This window comes from Rathayibacter sp. AY2B7, assembly GCF_002931635.1.
GTDB lineage: Bacteria > Actinomycetota > Actinomycetes > Actinomycetales > Microbacteriaceae > Rathayibacter.
Genome location: NZ_PSUC01000012.1, coordinates 37,488 through 51,052, shown reverse-complemented (window position 1 = coordinate 51,052; position 13,565 = coordinate 37,488). Strand labels below are relative to the sequence as shown.

Here is a 13,565-nt window from a genome sequence, read left to right as displayed (position 1 = left end):
CATCAGCACGACGTCGGGGGCCAGCCGCGCGACCAGCTCCGCGCCCTCCGCCCCGTCCGAGGCCTCCCCGACCACCCCTCGCCTCCGGAGGCAGCCCCGCATGACCGACACCATCCGCCTCGTCCTCGTCGACGACCAGGCCCTCTTCCGCGCCGGCATCCGCATGCTGCTCGGCTCGCAGCCCGACCTCGAGGTGGTCGGGGAGGCCTCGGACGGGGCGGAGGGCGCGGAGCTGGTCGCGCGGCTGGCCCCCGACGTCGTGCTGATGGACATCCGGATGCCGGGCGTCGACGGGATCGAGTCGACTCGGCGGATCCTCGCGGACGCGCAGGAGCGGCGGGTCGAGCCTCCGCGCATCCTCGTGCTGACCACCTTCGACCTCGACGAGGCCGCCGCGCGCGCCATCCGGGCGGGCGCGAGCGGCTTCCTCCTGAAGGACACGGAGCCCGGCTTCCTCCTCGCCTCCGTCCGCACCGTGCACGCGGGGACCGCCGTGGTCGCCGCCTCCGCGACCCGCGAGCTCTTCGAGCACTTCGGAGCGGCGGGCAGCGGACGCGAGACCCCGCCCGCCTTCGCGACCCTCACCGACCGCGAGCGCGAGATCTTCCACCTGGCCGCGCGGGGGATGAGCAACACCGAGATCGCGCGCGCCGAGTTCCTGAGCGAGGCGACGGTGAAGACGCACATCAGCCGCACCCTCGGCAAGCTCGGCCTGCGCGACCGCGTGCAGCTGGTGGTCTACGCCTACGAGAACGGCCTGGTCTCCTAGAGCGGGACGCCGGGGTGACGCGCCGCGGGGGCGGTGCTACCCTGACCGGGTGCGCTTCGGACAGCTCCTCCTTCTCCGCCGCGACGAGATCTGATCCTCAGGCCATCCTCGTCGCGGAGTCCGTCGTCGGCTGAACCATCCCTCGCCCGCGAGGTCGATCCGCATCCGGATCCCCGCGAGACCGCCCGACCGGCACCGCCCACCAGCGGAGCCGCACGCGAGCGTGATCGGTCACGAGCGAGAACAGACACGTGCGCACCACTGCGCCGGGAGAGCACCTCATGCTGAACAACCAGAAGCCGTCGCCCATGCCGATCGGCAAGTACCGTCCCTTCCACGAGCTGATCGCCGTGGACCTGCCCGACCGCACCTGGCCGTCGAAGCGCATCACGACCGCGCCCCGCTGGTGCGCCGTGGACCTCCGCGACGGCAACCAGGCGCTCATCGACCCGATGAGCCCCGAGCGCAAGCGCATCATGTTCGATCTGCTGGTCCGGATGGGCTACAAGGAGATCGAGGTCGGATTCCCGAGCGCGAGCCAGACCGACTTCGACTTCGTGCGCAGCCTCATCGAGGAGGGCGCGATCCCCGAGGACGTCACCATCCAGGTGCTGACCCAGGCCCGCGACCACCTGATCGAGCGCACCTACGAGTCGATCCGCGGCGCGCGCCAGGCGATCGTGCACCTCTACAACTCCACGAGCGTGCTGCAGCGCGAGGTCGTGTTCCGCAAGGACCGTCAGGGCATCATCGACATCGCGCTTGCCGGCGCCCGCAAGTGCCGCGAGATGGAGTCGACCGTCCCCGGCACGGCCGTCTACTACGAGTACTCGCCCGAGAGCTACACCGGCACCGAGCTCGACTTCGCCCGCGAGATCTGCGATCGCGTCGTCGAGGTCTTCGAGCCGACTCCCGAGCGCAAGGTCATCCTGAACCTGCCCGCCACCGTCGAGATGGCCACCCCGAACGTCTACGCCGACTCGATCGAGTGGATGAGCCGCAACCTCGCGCAGCGCGAGAACATCGTGCTGTCGCTGCACCCCCACAACGACCGCGGCACGGCCGTGGCGGCCGCCGAGCTGGGCTACCTGGCCGGCGCCGACCGGATCGAGGGCTGCCTCTTCGGCAACGGCGAGCGCACCGGCAACGTCGACCTGGTCGCGCTGGGCGTGAACCTCTTCACCCAGGGGATCGACCCGCAGATCGACTTCAGCGACATGGACGGCATCAAGCGCACCGCCGAGTACTGCAACCAGCTGCCCGTGCCCGAGCGCAGCCCCTGGGCGGGCGACCTGGTCTTCACCGCCTTCAGCGGCTCGCACCAGGACGCCATCAAGAAGGGCTTCGAGGCGATGCAGGCCGAGGCCGAGCAGACCGGCCGCGGCGTCGACGAGCTCACCTGGGCCGTGCCCTACCTGCCGGTGGACCCGAAGGACCTGGGCCGCTCCTACGAGGCGGTCATCCGCGTCAACTCGCAGTCCGGCAAGGGCGGAGTCGCGTACCTGCTGAAGACGGACCACGCGCTCGACCTGCCGCGCCGACTGCAGATCGAGTTCTCGGGCGTCGTGCAGGCCAAGACCGACGCCGAGGGAGGCGAGGTCACGAGCGAGCAGATCTGGACGGTGTTCCAGGACGAGTACCTGCCGGCGCCCGCCGAGCGCGCCGACGAGAAGTGGGGCCGCTTCGAGCTGCTGCGCACGAACACGTCGAGCGATCTGGGCGGCAGCATCGCGCTGGACGCGGTCCTCCGGGTGGGCGACGAGCGCGTCTCGGCCAGCTCGCGGGGCAACGGCCCGATCAACGCCTTCGAGGCCGTGCTGGAGCAGCAGGGCGTCGAGGTCCGGGTCCTCGACTACGTCGAGCACGCGCTCAGCGCCGGCGGCGACGCGCTGGCCGCCTCGTACGTCGAGTGCACGGTGAACGGCCGCACCCTGTGGGGCGTGGGCGTGGACGCCGACATCTCGACCGCCTCCCTCAAGGCCATCGTCTCGGCCGTCAATCGCGCCCTGCGCGAGGAGGTCCCGGTCCGCGAGCTGGCCGGCGCCTCCGCCTGATCAGGCCCGATCCCCGCCGGGGGAGCCGTGATGCGTCGCGGCTCCCCCGGCGTTCCCGTGCGCGGACCGCGCGGGGCTCCGCTCCCTGCGTCCGGGTCGGCCGCCGCTAGGTCCGGCGGCGCCAGCGCAGGCGCGGCACCCCGCTGAGCGCGCGCTGCTCGGGCAGGCTCCAGCCGTAGCGGACCGCGAGCAGGCGGATGACCGTGGTCACGCCCACCGCGAGCGGCGCGGCGAAGTCGATCGTCACTCCGAAGCGCAGCGCGAGGACCAGCACGCCCGTGCCCACCGAGGCGGCGACCGCGTAGAGCGAGCCGACGTGCATCAGCGCGATCGGCCGGTTCAGCAGGATGTCGCGGACGACGGATCCGCCGACGGCCGAGACGGTGCCGACGAACACGGCCGGCACCTCCGGCACGCCGAGCGACAGGGCCTTCGTGGTGCCGATCGCGCCGAAGAGCCCGAGGGTCAGCGCGTCGAGAGCGGTGATCGTCCCGTCGACCCGGTTCAGCAGGTGCTGGAGCAGCATCCCGAGCAGGGAGGCGGTCACCGCGACGATCAGGTACGCGTCGGTGTGCAGGGCCACCAGGGGCGTCTGGAGCAGCAGATCGCGGAGCACGCCGCCGCCGAGGCCGGTGGCCGTGCCGATGATCGTGACGCCGAGCAGGTCGATCCGGCGGTCGCGGAACTCGCCCGCGAACATCGCGCCCTGGAGGCAGCCGATGGCGATCGCGAGCAGGTCGGCCCAGGCCGGGATCTCGAAGAGGGAGGCTGCCACCCGGACATCGTTCCACGCCGCGGGCCCTGCCCCGGCCGGGCTGCCAGCCGGGTGTCGGGGGTCGGGGGGATAATCGGAGGATGCCCACCTATCGCGACGAAGCCGTGGTGCTCCGCACGCACAAGCTGGGCGAGGCCGACCGCATCGTGACGCTGCTCTCGCGCAGCCACGGCAAGATCCGCGCGGTGGCGAAGGGCGTGCGCAAGACCGGCTCCAAGTTCGGCTCGCGGCTCGAGCCGTTCATGGTCGCCGACCTCCAGCTCTACGAGGGCCGGAGCCTCGACATCGTCACGCAGGCCGAGTCGCTCGGCGCCTACGGTGCGCTGATCGCGGCCGACTACGACAGCTACACGGCGGCGAGCGCGATGGTCGAGACGGCGGACCGCCTCACTGACGCGGACGCCTCCCTGCAGCAGTACCTGCTGCTCGTCGGGGCCCTGCGCTCGCTCTCGAAGCACGAGCACGAGCCGGTGCTGACGCTCGACTCCTACCTCCTGCGGGCGCTCTCGATCGCGGGCTGGGCGCCCAGCTTCGAGGACTGCGCGCGTTGCGGCGCCCCCGGGCCGCACGGCGCGGTCGTGGTGCAGCTCGGAGGCGTCGTCTGCGCCGACTGCACGCCGCCCGGCGCACCGCGGGTCGCGCCGGAGGTCGTGGTCCTGCTGGGCGCACTGCTCACGGGAGACTGGGCCCACGCCGAGACCACCGAGCCGACCACGCGGTCGCGGGCGAGCGGAGTGGTCGCCGCCTACACGCAGTTCCACCTCGAACGCGGTCTGAGATCCCTGGAGCACGTCACCCGATGAAGCCCTTCACCCACAAGGACGCCGAGCCGTACCGCCCCCTCGACTGGACCGGGATCCACCCGCCCGCGATCCCGCGGAAGGCCGTTCCGGGGCACGTCGCCATCGTGATGGACGGCAACGGCCGCTGGGCGAACTCCCGCGGCCTGACGCGGATCGAGGGGCACAAGCGCGGCGAGACGGCGCTGCTGGACGTCGTGGCCGGAGCGATCCAGATCGGCGTGAAGCACCTCAGCGTCTACGCGTTCTCGACCGAGAACTGGAAGCGCTCGCCCGAGGAGGTGCGCTTCCTGATGGGCTTCAACCGCGACGTGCTGCACCGCCGCCGCGATCAGCTCAACGAGTGGGGCGTGCGCATCCGCTGGGCCGGGCGGAAGCCGCGCCTGTGGGCGTCGGTGATCAACGAGCTGCAGTTCGCCGAGCGGATGACCGCGGACAACGACGTGCTCACCCTCACCATGTGCGTCAACTACGGCGGGCGCACCGAGATCGCCGACGCGGTGCAGCGGCTCGCCGCCGAGGTCCAGGCGGGGCGGCTCAAGCCCTCCGGCATCTCCGAGAAGACGATCGCCCGGGCGCTCTACGTGCCCGAGATGCCGGACGTCGACCTCTTCGTGCGCTCCTCCGGCGAGCAGCGCACCAGCAACTTCCTGCTCTGGCAGAGCGCCTACGCCGAGATGGTGTTCCTCGACCGGCTCTGGCCGGACTTCACGCGGACCGATCTCTGGGACGCGATCGAGCACTACTCCGGCCGCTCCCGCCGTTTCGGCGGCGCGGTCGACGTGCCGGGGGCCTCCTCGTGATCCGGGCTGGGATCGTGGGCTTCGGGCTCGCCGGCAGCGTCTTCCACGGTCCGTTCCTCGCGGCCGACCCGGCTTTCGAGGTCGTCGCCGTCTCCACCCGCGACGCCGGTCGGAGGGCCGCGGCCTCCGCCGCGCATCCGGAGGCCCGGATCGTGCCCGACCTCGACGCGGTGCTCGCCGAGCGGCCGGAGCTGGTCGTGCTCGCCTCGCCGCCGTCGGTGCACCGGGAGCAGGCCGTCCGGGTGCTCGAGGCCGGCGTCGCCGTCGTGATCGACAAGCCCTTCGCACCGAGCACGGCCGACGCGGACGCGATCATCGCCGCCTCCGAGCGGAGCGGTGCGCCCGTCTTCGTCTTCCAGAACCGGCGCTGGGACGCCGATCTGCTCACGCTCCGCCGCCTCCTGGGCGAAGGGGTCCTCGGCGAGGTCCTCCGCTTCGAGTCGACCTTCGAGCGCTGGAGCGCGCCGAAGCCGGGACGGTGGCAGAACGACACGGGCTCGGCCGAGGGCGGCGGGATCCTCTTCGATCTCGGCAGCCACCTGGTCGACCAGGCGCTGCTGCTGTTCGGCCCGGCGGTCGTCACGGCGGCCGAGACCCGGACCGTCCACGAGGGCTCGGCGAGCGAGGACGACGCGTTCGTCTCGCTCCTGCATCACAGCGGCGTCCGCTCCCACCTCACCATGAGCCGCGTCGCCCGGGCGACCGGCCCCCGCTTCCGCGTGCTCGGCACCCGCGCCGCCTTCAGCGTCGACGGTCTCGATCCGCAGGAGACCGCGCTCCGTACCGGCGGCGCTCGGCCCGACGACGAGGGCTTCGGCGAGGTCGCGCCGGAGGGATGGGGCGTCCTCGTCGACGACTCCGGCGCGCATCCCGTGCCGAGTGAGCGGGGACGCTACGCCGCGTTCCTCGAGCAGGTCGCGCGGTCGCTCCAGGACGGCGCTCCCTCGCCGGTCGACGTGCGCGAGGCCCGCGAGGTCGTCGCCGTGCTCGAGCAGGCGCACGCCCTCGCCGCCCGCTGACCGGGCCCGCCGCCGACGCGCCCGGTCGCTCCCCGGTCTTGGCGATCCGGCTCCGGAGCGTCATCCTCGAGAGGTGAGCACCGCACTGCCGAACTCCGCCGACCTGCGCGCGCGCTTCGCCGGTGCCCGCGGCTACCACAACGCCTGCACCCTCGGTCTGCCGCCGCGGGAGACCGTCGAGGCGCTGCGGGCGGACCTCGACGGCTGGTCGTCCGGGGAGAGCACGGCCGCCGCCTACGGCGCTGTCGCCGAGCGCGCGCGGGCCTCGTTCGCCGCGATCGCCGGCGTCCCGGTCGACCGGGTCGCGATCGGCTCGCAGACCTCCGCCATGGCCGCCGTGCTCGCCGCCTCGCTGCCCGACGGGGCCCGCGTGCTCTGCGTGGACGGCGACTTCTCCTCCATCGTGTTCCCCTTCCTCGCCCAGGCGCACCGCGGAGTGACCGTGCGCTCCGTCGCGCTCGAGGCGCTGGCCGACTCCGTCGAGGACGGGGACGACCTCGTCGTCTTCTCCGCCGTGCAGTCCAGCAGCGGAGCGCTCGCCGATCTCGACGCCGTCCTCGAGGCGGCTGCGCGCCACGGAGTGCGGACCGCGTGCGACCTCACGCAGGCGGCCGGCGTCCTGCCGGTCGACGCCTCCCGCTTCGACGCGACCCTCACCCACGCCTACAAGTGGCTGTGCTCGCCGCGCGGAGTGGCGTTCCTCACCGTCTCGCCCGACTACGCGGCCGAGCTCGTCCCCGTGCAGGCGGGCTGGTACTCGGGGGAGGACGTGTGGTCGTCCTGCTACGGACCGGCCATGCACCTGGCCGAGAACGCCCGCCGCTTCGACGTCTCGCCGGCCTGGCAGGCGTTCGCCGGCGCCGAGGCGTCGCTCGCTCTGTTCCGCTCGCTCGACCTCGACGCGGTCTGGGCTCACGCCTCCGGCCTCGGCGACCTGCTGTGCGAGCGGCTGGACCGGGAGCCTCAGCACCGGGCGCTCGTGTCCTGGCCGGACGAGGGGGGAGCGGACCTGGAGCTGCTGCAGGCCGCGGGTCTGCGCGCCTCGGGCCGCGGCGGCCGGCTTCGCATCGCCTTCCACCTCTGGAACGACGAGTCCGACGTGGACGAGCTCGTCCGCGTGCTGCGGGAATAGCGGGGCGCCTCCTCCGTTGTCCTGAGGGTGAGTGCTGAGCCGAGCCCCCTGTCCGTCGACGTCTGGTCCGACATCGCCTGCCCCTGGTGCTACATCGGGAAGCGCCGGTTCGAGCGCGGGCTCGAGGCGTTCCGCGCCGCCCACCCCGAGGCTCCGGAGGTCGTCGTGGAGTACCGCAGCTTCGAGCTCTCGCCGGACACGCCGGAGGACTACCGCGGGGGAGAGGCGGCGTTCCTCGCCGAGCACAAGGGCATCCCGGAGGCGCAGGCGCAGCAGATGCTCGACTCCGTCACGGCGATCGCGGCGAGCGTCGGCCTCGACTACCACTTCGAGTCGGTGCGCCACGTCAAGACGGTCACCGCCCACCAGGCGCTCCACCACGCCAAGGAGAACGGACTGCAGCTCGAGCTCGTCGAGCGTCTCCTGAGCGCGTACTTCGTCGAGGGCCGCGACCTGGCCGATCCGGAGGTGCTCGCCTCGCTCGCGGGCGAGGTCGGGCTCGACCCGGCGGAGACGCGCCGCGCTCTCGAGGACCGGCGCTACCTCGGGCGGGTGCAGTCCGACCTCGCGCAGGCCCGCGACTACGGGATCTCCGGGGTGCCGTTCTTCGTCCTCGACGGGCGCTTCGGAGTCTCCGGCGCCCAGGAGCCGGCGGCGTTCACCGAGGTCCTCGAGCACGTGCTGGAGCAGCGGGCGGCCGTCGCGTGAGCGGGCCGTTCGAGATGCTCGGCGGCTCCGAGGGGCCGCAGTGCGAGGACGGCGTCTGCGCCGTGCCGCCGGCCACGGAAGCGGAACCGCAGGCCGAGGTGCCGCCGATCAGCGCGGAGGCTCCTCCACGGTGATGTCGGCCACGGTCGCGCCGTAGGCGGCCACGAGGGCGTCCGCGTCGACGAAGGCGCTGCGCCCGTCGGCGCCCGCACCCATCGCGACGCGGCGGCCGAGGATCCGCTCGTCGGCGTAGACCGGCCAGGCCGTCGTGGAGCCGATCGGGGTGATGGTGCCGCGCCGGTAGCCGGTCGCCTCGAGGGCGGCCGTCTCGTCCGGGAGGCGGAGCTTGTTCACTCCGACCACCGCGCGCAGCTTCGGCCACGCGATCTGCCGCCCGCCGGGGACCAGGGCGAACAGATAGCCGCCGTCGTGGCGCTTCACCACGAGCGACTTCACGATGTCGCCGGGCTCGATGCCGAGCAGCGCGGCCGCCTCGTGCAGGCTGCCGGCAGCGGGCCTCTCCACGATCTCGACCGCCAGGCCGCGGGCGGACGCGTCCGCCTCCAGCCGCTGCGAACCGTCCTCCACAGGTGTGCTCCCGTTCATCTCTCCACCTCTCCGCTCGTCACTCCGCCTTCCCCAACACAGGATCTGGGAGAATCGATACCGATGTCCTCCACTCTCACGGCCGCCCCGCCCGCGCGCACCGCGCCGGCGCTCCGGATCGGCCCCCTCGAACTCGACGCGCCGGTGGTGCTCGCCCCCATGGCGGGTATCACCAACACGGCGTTCCGCCGCCTCTGCCGCGAGTTCGGCAACGGCCTCTACGTGAGCGAGATGATCACCTCCCGCGCGCTCGTCGAGCGCACGCCGGAGTCGATGCGCCTCATCCGCCACCACCCCAGCGAGTCGGTGCGCTCGATCCAGCTCTACGGAGTGGACCCGGTCACCGTCGCCGAGGCGGTCACCATGCTCGTCGCCGAGGACCGGGCCGACCACATCGACCTCAACTTCGGCTGCCCCGTGCCCAAGGTCACCCGGAAGGGCGGGGGAGCGGCCCTGCCGTGGAAGCTCCCGCTGTTCCGGCAGATCGTCGAGGGCGCCGTGAAGGCGGCCGGCGACGTCCCGCTCACCGTCAAGATGCGCAAGGGCATCGACCCGGACCACCTCACCTACCTCGAGGCCGCCCGTGCCGCCGAGGGCGCCGGGGTCGCGTCGATCGCGCTGCACGCGCGCACCGCCTCCGAGTTCTACAGCGGGCACGCCGACTGGTCGGCGATCGCCATGCTCAAGGAGACGGTCACGAGCGTGCCCGTGCTGGGCAACGGCGACATCTGGTCGGCCGAGGACGCGCTGCGGATGATGGCCGAGACGGGCTGCGACGGAGTCGTCGTCGGTCGCGGCTGCCTCGGGCGCCCCTGGCTCTTCGGCGACCTCGCCGCCGCGTTCGCCGGCTCCGACGAGCGGTTCCGCCCTTCGCTCGGACAGGTCGCCGAGGCGTTCCGCCGCCACGCGGAGCTGCTCGTCGACTTCTTCGAGAGCGAGGAGCGCGGCTGCCGCGACATCCGCAAGCACGTCGCCTGGTACTTCAAGGGCTACGCCGTCGGCGGCGACCTCCGGGCCCGCCTGGCCACGGTCGAGTCGCTCGCGCAGCTCGACGAGCTCCTGGCGACGCTCGACTGGACGCAGCCCTACCCGGGCGAGGCGGCCGAGGGTCAGCGGGGCCGTGCCGGCTCGCCCAAGGTCCCCTCCCTCCCGGACCGCTGGCTCGAGTCCCGCGAGCTCGACGCCGGGCAGCGCGACGCGGTCTCGGCCGCCGAGATCCACAACAGCGGTGGATGACCGCGCGCTCTGGGGGTACTCGCTCGTCGACACCGAGCGATTCCTGCCGGAGGACCACTCGACCCGCCGCTCCGACTTCGCCCGCGACCGCGCCCGGCTCTTCCACTCCAGCGCGCTCCGCCGCCTGGCCGCGAAGACCCAGGTGCTCAGCCCCACGGCGGGCGTCGACTTCGCGCGCAACCGCCTGACCCACTCGCTCGAGGTGGCGCAGATCGGCCGGGAGCTCGCCACGAGCCTCGACCTGGACCCCGACGTCGTCGACACGGCCTGCCTCGCGCACGACATCGGGCATCCGCCGTTCGGGCACAACGGCGAGCGCGCGCTCAACACCTGGGCCGAGGGGATCGGCGGCTTCGAGGGCAACGCGCAGACCTTCCGGCTGCTCACGCGGCTCGAGCCGAAGGTGTTCGGCGACGACGCCCGCCCCTACGGGCTGAACCTCACCCGCGCCAGCATCGACGCGAGCTGCAAGTACCCCTGGCCCGACACGCGCTCGGTCGCGGACCCGTCGGGGCGCGCCAAGTTCGGCTTCTACGCCGACGACGCCCCCGCGTTCGCCTGGATGCGCGAGGGCGCCCCCGAGGGGGTGCGCTGCATCGAGGCCGAGGTGATGGACCTCTCGGACGACATCGCCTACTCCGTGCACGACTTCGAGGACGCGGTGGTCTCCGGCTACATCGACGTCGAAGCACTCGGCTCCCGCGCCGACCACGAGGACCTCGTGCAGTCGATGCACTCCTGGGTCGGCGGGGAGGTCGGCCACGACGAGCTCGTCGCCGCCTTCGACCGTCTCGACTCGCTCGACGTGTGGGTCTCCTCCTGGGACGGCTCCCGCCGCGACCAGGCCCGGCTCAAGAACCTGACCAGCCAGCTCATCGGCCGCTTCGCCGCCGCCGCCACCGAGGCCACCCGCGAGGCGTACCAGCACCCCGACCTCGTCCGCTTCGGCGGCCACGTCGTCGTCCCCCGCGAGCAGCAGGCCGAGATCGCCGTGCTCAAGGGGATCGTCGCGACGTTCGTGATGTCGCGGAACACCCGCCAGCCCATCTACGCCCAGCAGCGCGAAGTCCTCACCCGCCTCGCCGACACGCTCCTCGACCGCGGCCCGGGATCCCTCGAGCCCGGCTTCGCCGAGGACTGGCACGCCGCCCCCGACGACGACGCCCGCCGCCGCGTCGTCGTCGACCAGGTCGCCAACCTCACCGACCAGAGCGCCCTCGCCTGGTTCGAGAGGCTGTGCTGATGAGCTGAGCCGGGCGGCGCCCGGCTCAGCTGTGCCGCCGGTCCCTGCCCGGCGTCGCCGCGGTCGGCTTGTCGAGGTGGTGCGTTCCAGGGAGCGGGGTGCGTCCGCCTAGGGCGATCCGCTGGGACGCGGATCGGCCGTTCGGCTGTGCCGGTGGCACGCCGGTCCTTGCCCGGCGTGGCGCGGTCGGCTTGGCGACGTGGTGCGTTTCGTAGAGCGGGGTGCGTCCGCCTAGGGCGATCCGCTGGCACGCGGATCGGCCGTTCGGCGGTGCCGGTGGGCACGCCGGTCACCGCCAGGCGTCACCGCGGTCGGCTTGTCGGGGTGGTGGGTTCCAGGGAGCAGGGTCCGTCCGTCTGAGGCGATGTGCTGGCGTGCGGGTCGGCCGGTCGGCCGTCGAGGCCGACAATCCGGACAGCTACACCCGCTCGGGCGGGAGGCTGACCGAGTCGCAGGCGCTGGCGTTCGCCACCCTCCTAACGGCGCGCGCTCACCGCTCCGGCCTGGCGATCGGCCAGAAGAACGGAGCCGACCTCGCCGCTGCCGGGAAGAGGACGGTCGGCTTCGACTTCGCCGTCGTCGAGGAGTGCCAGGTCTACGACGAGTGCGCGGCGTACACGGACGTCTACGGGCGCCAGGTCTACGAGATCGAGTACACCGACAACGGCCGGTCCGCCTACGCCGAGGCCTGCGCCGCGCAGGGCCGGAGCATCTCGGTCACCCTCCGCGACCGCGACGTCGTCCCCCGTGGCGCAGCGGGCTACGTGAACCGGCACTGCTGACGCCGGGCGGACGCTACCGCAGGGCTCCCAGCACGACGGCCGCGGCGCGGGCGACCAGCGCGTCGTCGTACTCCGCCTCGGGGTCGTTGCGCGCCGAGAGGATCGACAGCACGACCGCGTCCCGCCCGGGAGACGTCACCACGGCGACGTCGTTGCGGATCCCGCCGGCGCCCCCGGACTTGTCCGCAACGCTCCAGCCGGCCGGAGCGCCCGCCCGGACGAGAGTGTCGCCGGTCGCGTTGCCGCTCATCCAGTCGAGCAGGAGCGCCCGGTCCTCCGCGGACAGCACGTCACCGGTGGCGACCGCGGCGAGGTCCGCCGTGAACGCGGCCGGGGTGGTGGTGTCCTCGGTGCTGTCGGGCTCGATCGTGTTCAGCGCGGGCTCCTCGTTCACCACCTCAGTGGTGGTGTCGCCGAGAGCCTCGAGTCCACGGTCGAGGGCGGAGGGTCCGCCGAGGCGCCGGAGCACGAGATTCAGCGCTGTGCTGTCGCTCCGGCGGACGGCCGCCTCGGCGAGCTGCGACAGCGGCAGGCCGGTGGCGGTGCTCTCCTCCGTGACGGGGGAGTAGCCCGCCGCCTCGACGTCGGCGACGGTCCAGGTGACCACCTCGTCCCGCTCGGCGGCGGGGACGGTGCGCAGGAACTCCGCCGCGGCGAGGGCTTTGAGGCTCGAGGCGAAGCCGAAGCGCTCGTCGGCCCGGTGATCGACCCGGCGACCCGAGCCGGTGTCGACGGCGCTGACGCCGATCCGGGCGTCGAACTCGTTCTCGAGCGCGGCCAGCTCGGCGGAGACGTCGATCGGAGGAGGGGTGGCGGAGGACGCCGACGACGGCACGGAGGCGGACGACGGCGGCGCGACCGGGGCGTCCGCGGTGGTGGTGCACCCGGCGACGGCCAGGAGGAGGGCGGAACCCGCGAGTGCGCGGAAGGTCCGCGACGACCCTCTCGAACGGTTCACAGCGCGGAGTAGACGACGGAGAAGGCGACGGCGGCCGCCGCGGTGACGCCGAGCGCCGCGAGCGAGACGAGTGCCCGCGGCCTCCTCCGCACGACGGCCAGGACGAGGAAGCCCGCGCCCAGGACGATCTGGAGCCACCAGTACACCGGACTCGTGGTGTCGGCGACCGCGCCCAGCGCCCAGACGCCCTCGCCGATCAGCACGCCCGAGAGCGGCGCGACGGCCAGGACGCGCCACGTCCTCGAGCCGTGGAGGGTGAGCGCGGCGGCGGCGCCCAGGATCGGCCCGGCGGGGACGGCGAGCAGCCAGAAGACGTCCGTGAAGGGAGGCGAGTAGCCGAAGCCGCGCGCCGCGGTCACCAGGTCGTAGCCCTCGAGCAGCGCCCAGAAGCTCAGCAGGCCGAGAGCGGTCGCCGCCGCCGGTCGGGCGCCGCCGAGGCGCACGAGCGCGAACACGAGCATGGACCAGCCCCCGGAGGAGTTGGCGAACGAGCTCACCGACGGCGGGAGGGAGCCCTGCAGCAGGCTGGTGAGCCCGCCCAGGGCGAGACCGCCGAGCAGGGTGACGAGCAGAGCACGCAGGAGAGGCGGGCGGGAGGCGGCAGGGGGCATGGGTCGATTCTCGGAGACGGCGGGCGGGTGCGGATCAGGGATGACCCTGATCTCGGGGTGCGGGGCGAT

14 protein-coding genes are annotated in these 13,565 nt (G+C 73.0%); 10 read left to right on the top strand and 4 right to left on the bottom strand.

Annotated features, from left to right (window positions below; genetic code table 11):
• Window positions 1–100 precede the first annotated feature (100 nt).
• Complete coding sequence (locus tag C5C27_RS04240) at window positions 101–769, top strand: response regulator transcription factor (RefSeq protein WP_104234459.1); 669 nt, start codon at window positions 101–103, stop codon at window positions 767–769.
• A 281-nt stretch (window positions 770–1,050) separates the two neighbouring features.
• Window positions 1,051–2,823, top strand: a complete 1,773-nt coding sequence (gene leuA, locus C5C27_RS04235) for a 2-isopropylmalate synthase (protein WP_104313699.1) — start codon at window positions 1,051–1,053, stop codon at window positions 2,821–2,823.
• Window positions 2,824–2,929: 106 nt separating this feature from the next.
• On the opposite strand, the gene C5C27_RS04230 is transcribed toward leuA, so the two are convergent.
• Complete coding sequence (locus tag C5C27_RS04230; protein ID WP_104223430.1) at window positions 2,930–3,598, bottom strand: trimeric intracellular cation channel family protein; 669 nt, start codon at window positions 3,596–3,598, stop codon at window positions 2,930–2,932.
• Between the two features lie 80 nt (window positions 3,599–3,678).
• On the opposite strand from C5C27_RS04230, the gene recO reads away from it, so the two are divergent.
• From recO to C5C27_RS04205, 5 genes are all read left to right on the top strand, one after another.
• The gene (gene recO, locus C5C27_RS04225) at window positions 3,679–4,401 is read left to right on the top strand and encodes a DNA repair protein RecO (protein WP_104223431.1); all 723 of its coding nucleotides are present in this window, start codon (window positions 3,679–3,681) and stop codon (window positions 4,399–4,401) included.
• Entirely contained in the window at window positions 4,398–5,201 is an 804-nt protein-coding gene (locus C5C27_RS04220) for an isoprenyl transferase (RefSeq protein WP_104238220.1), read from the top strand. The genes recO and C5C27_RS04220 overlap by 4 nt, the downstream gene beginning before the upstream one ends.
• Window positions 5,198–6,220 carry a Gfo/Idh/MocA family oxidoreductase gene (locus tag C5C27_RS04215; protein WP_104313698.1) on the top strand — a complete coding sequence of 341 codons (1,023 nt, stop codon included), beginning with the start codon at window positions 5,198–5,200 and terminating at the stop codon, window positions 6,218–6,220. Before C5C27_RS04220 ends, C5C27_RS04215 begins: the two co-directional genes overlap by 4 nt.
• A 73-nt stretch (window positions 6,221–6,293) precedes the next feature.
• On the top strand, window positions 6,294–7,352 hold the full coding sequence (locus C5C27_RS04210) for an aminotransferase class V-fold PLP-dependent enzyme (RefSeq protein ID WP_104313697.1): 1,059 nt from the start codon (window positions 6,294–6,296) through the stop codon (window positions 7,350–7,352).
• Between the two features lie 27 nt (window positions 7,353–7,379).
• Window positions 7,380–8,060, top strand: a complete 681-nt coding sequence (locus tag C5C27_RS04205) for a DsbA family protein (RefSeq protein WP_104313696.1) — start codon at window positions 7,380–7,382, stop codon at window positions 8,058–8,060.
• 108 nt (window positions 8,061–8,168) lie between these two features.
• Here the strand turns inward: C5C27_RS04205 and C5C27_RS04200 are convergent, their stop codons facing one another.
• Complete coding sequence (locus tag C5C27_RS04200; protein ID WP_104223436.1) at window positions 8,169–8,666, bottom strand: aminoacyl-tRNA deacylase; 498 nt, start codon at window positions 8,664–8,666, stop codon at window positions 8,169–8,171.
• Between the two features lie 63 nt (window positions 8,667–8,729).
• On the opposite strand from C5C27_RS04200, the gene dusB reads away from it, so the two are divergent.
• The 3 genes from dusB (at window position 8,730) to C5C27_RS04185 (ending at window position 11,927) form a co-directional block, all read left to right on the top strand.
• Window positions 8,730–9,902: a tRNA dihydrouridine synthase DusB gene (gene dusB, locus C5C27_RS04195; RefSeq protein ID WP_104247508.1), complete on the top strand. Its 1,173-nt coding sequence runs from the start codon at window positions 8,730–8,732 to the stop codon at window positions 9,900–9,902.
• Window positions 9,895–11,145 carry a deoxyguanosinetriphosphate triphosphohydrolase gene (locus C5C27_RS04190; protein ID WP_104260976.1) on the top strand — a complete coding sequence of 417 codons (1,251 nt, stop codon included), beginning with the start codon at window positions 9,895–9,897 and terminating at the stop codon, window positions 11,143–11,145. Before dusB ends, C5C27_RS04190 begins: the two co-directional genes overlap by 8 nt.
• A 374-nt stretch (window positions 11,146–11,519) precedes the next feature.
• The gene (locus C5C27_RS04185) at window positions 11,520–11,927 is read left to right on the top strand and encodes an endo alpha-1,4 polygalactosaminidase (protein ID WP_219813131.1); all 408 of its coding nucleotides are present in this window, start codon (window positions 11,520–11,522) and stop codon (window positions 11,925–11,927) included.
• 13 nt (window positions 11,928–11,940) lie between these two features.
• On the opposite strand, the gene bla is transcribed toward C5C27_RS04185, so the two are convergent.
• Entirely contained in the window at window positions 11,941–12,885 is a 945-nt protein-coding gene (gene bla / locus C5C27_RS04180; RefSeq protein WP_104313694.1) for a class A beta-lactamase, read from the bottom strand.
• The gene (locus tag C5C27_RS04175; protein WP_104313693.1) at window positions 12,882–13,496 is read right to left on the bottom strand and encodes a DUF6518 family protein; all 615 of its coding nucleotides are present in this window, start codon (window positions 13,494–13,496) and stop codon (window positions 12,882–12,884) included. Before C5C27_RS04175 ends, bla begins: the two co-directional genes overlap by 4 nt.
• Between the last annotated feature and the right edge of the window lie 69 nt (window positions 13,497–13,565).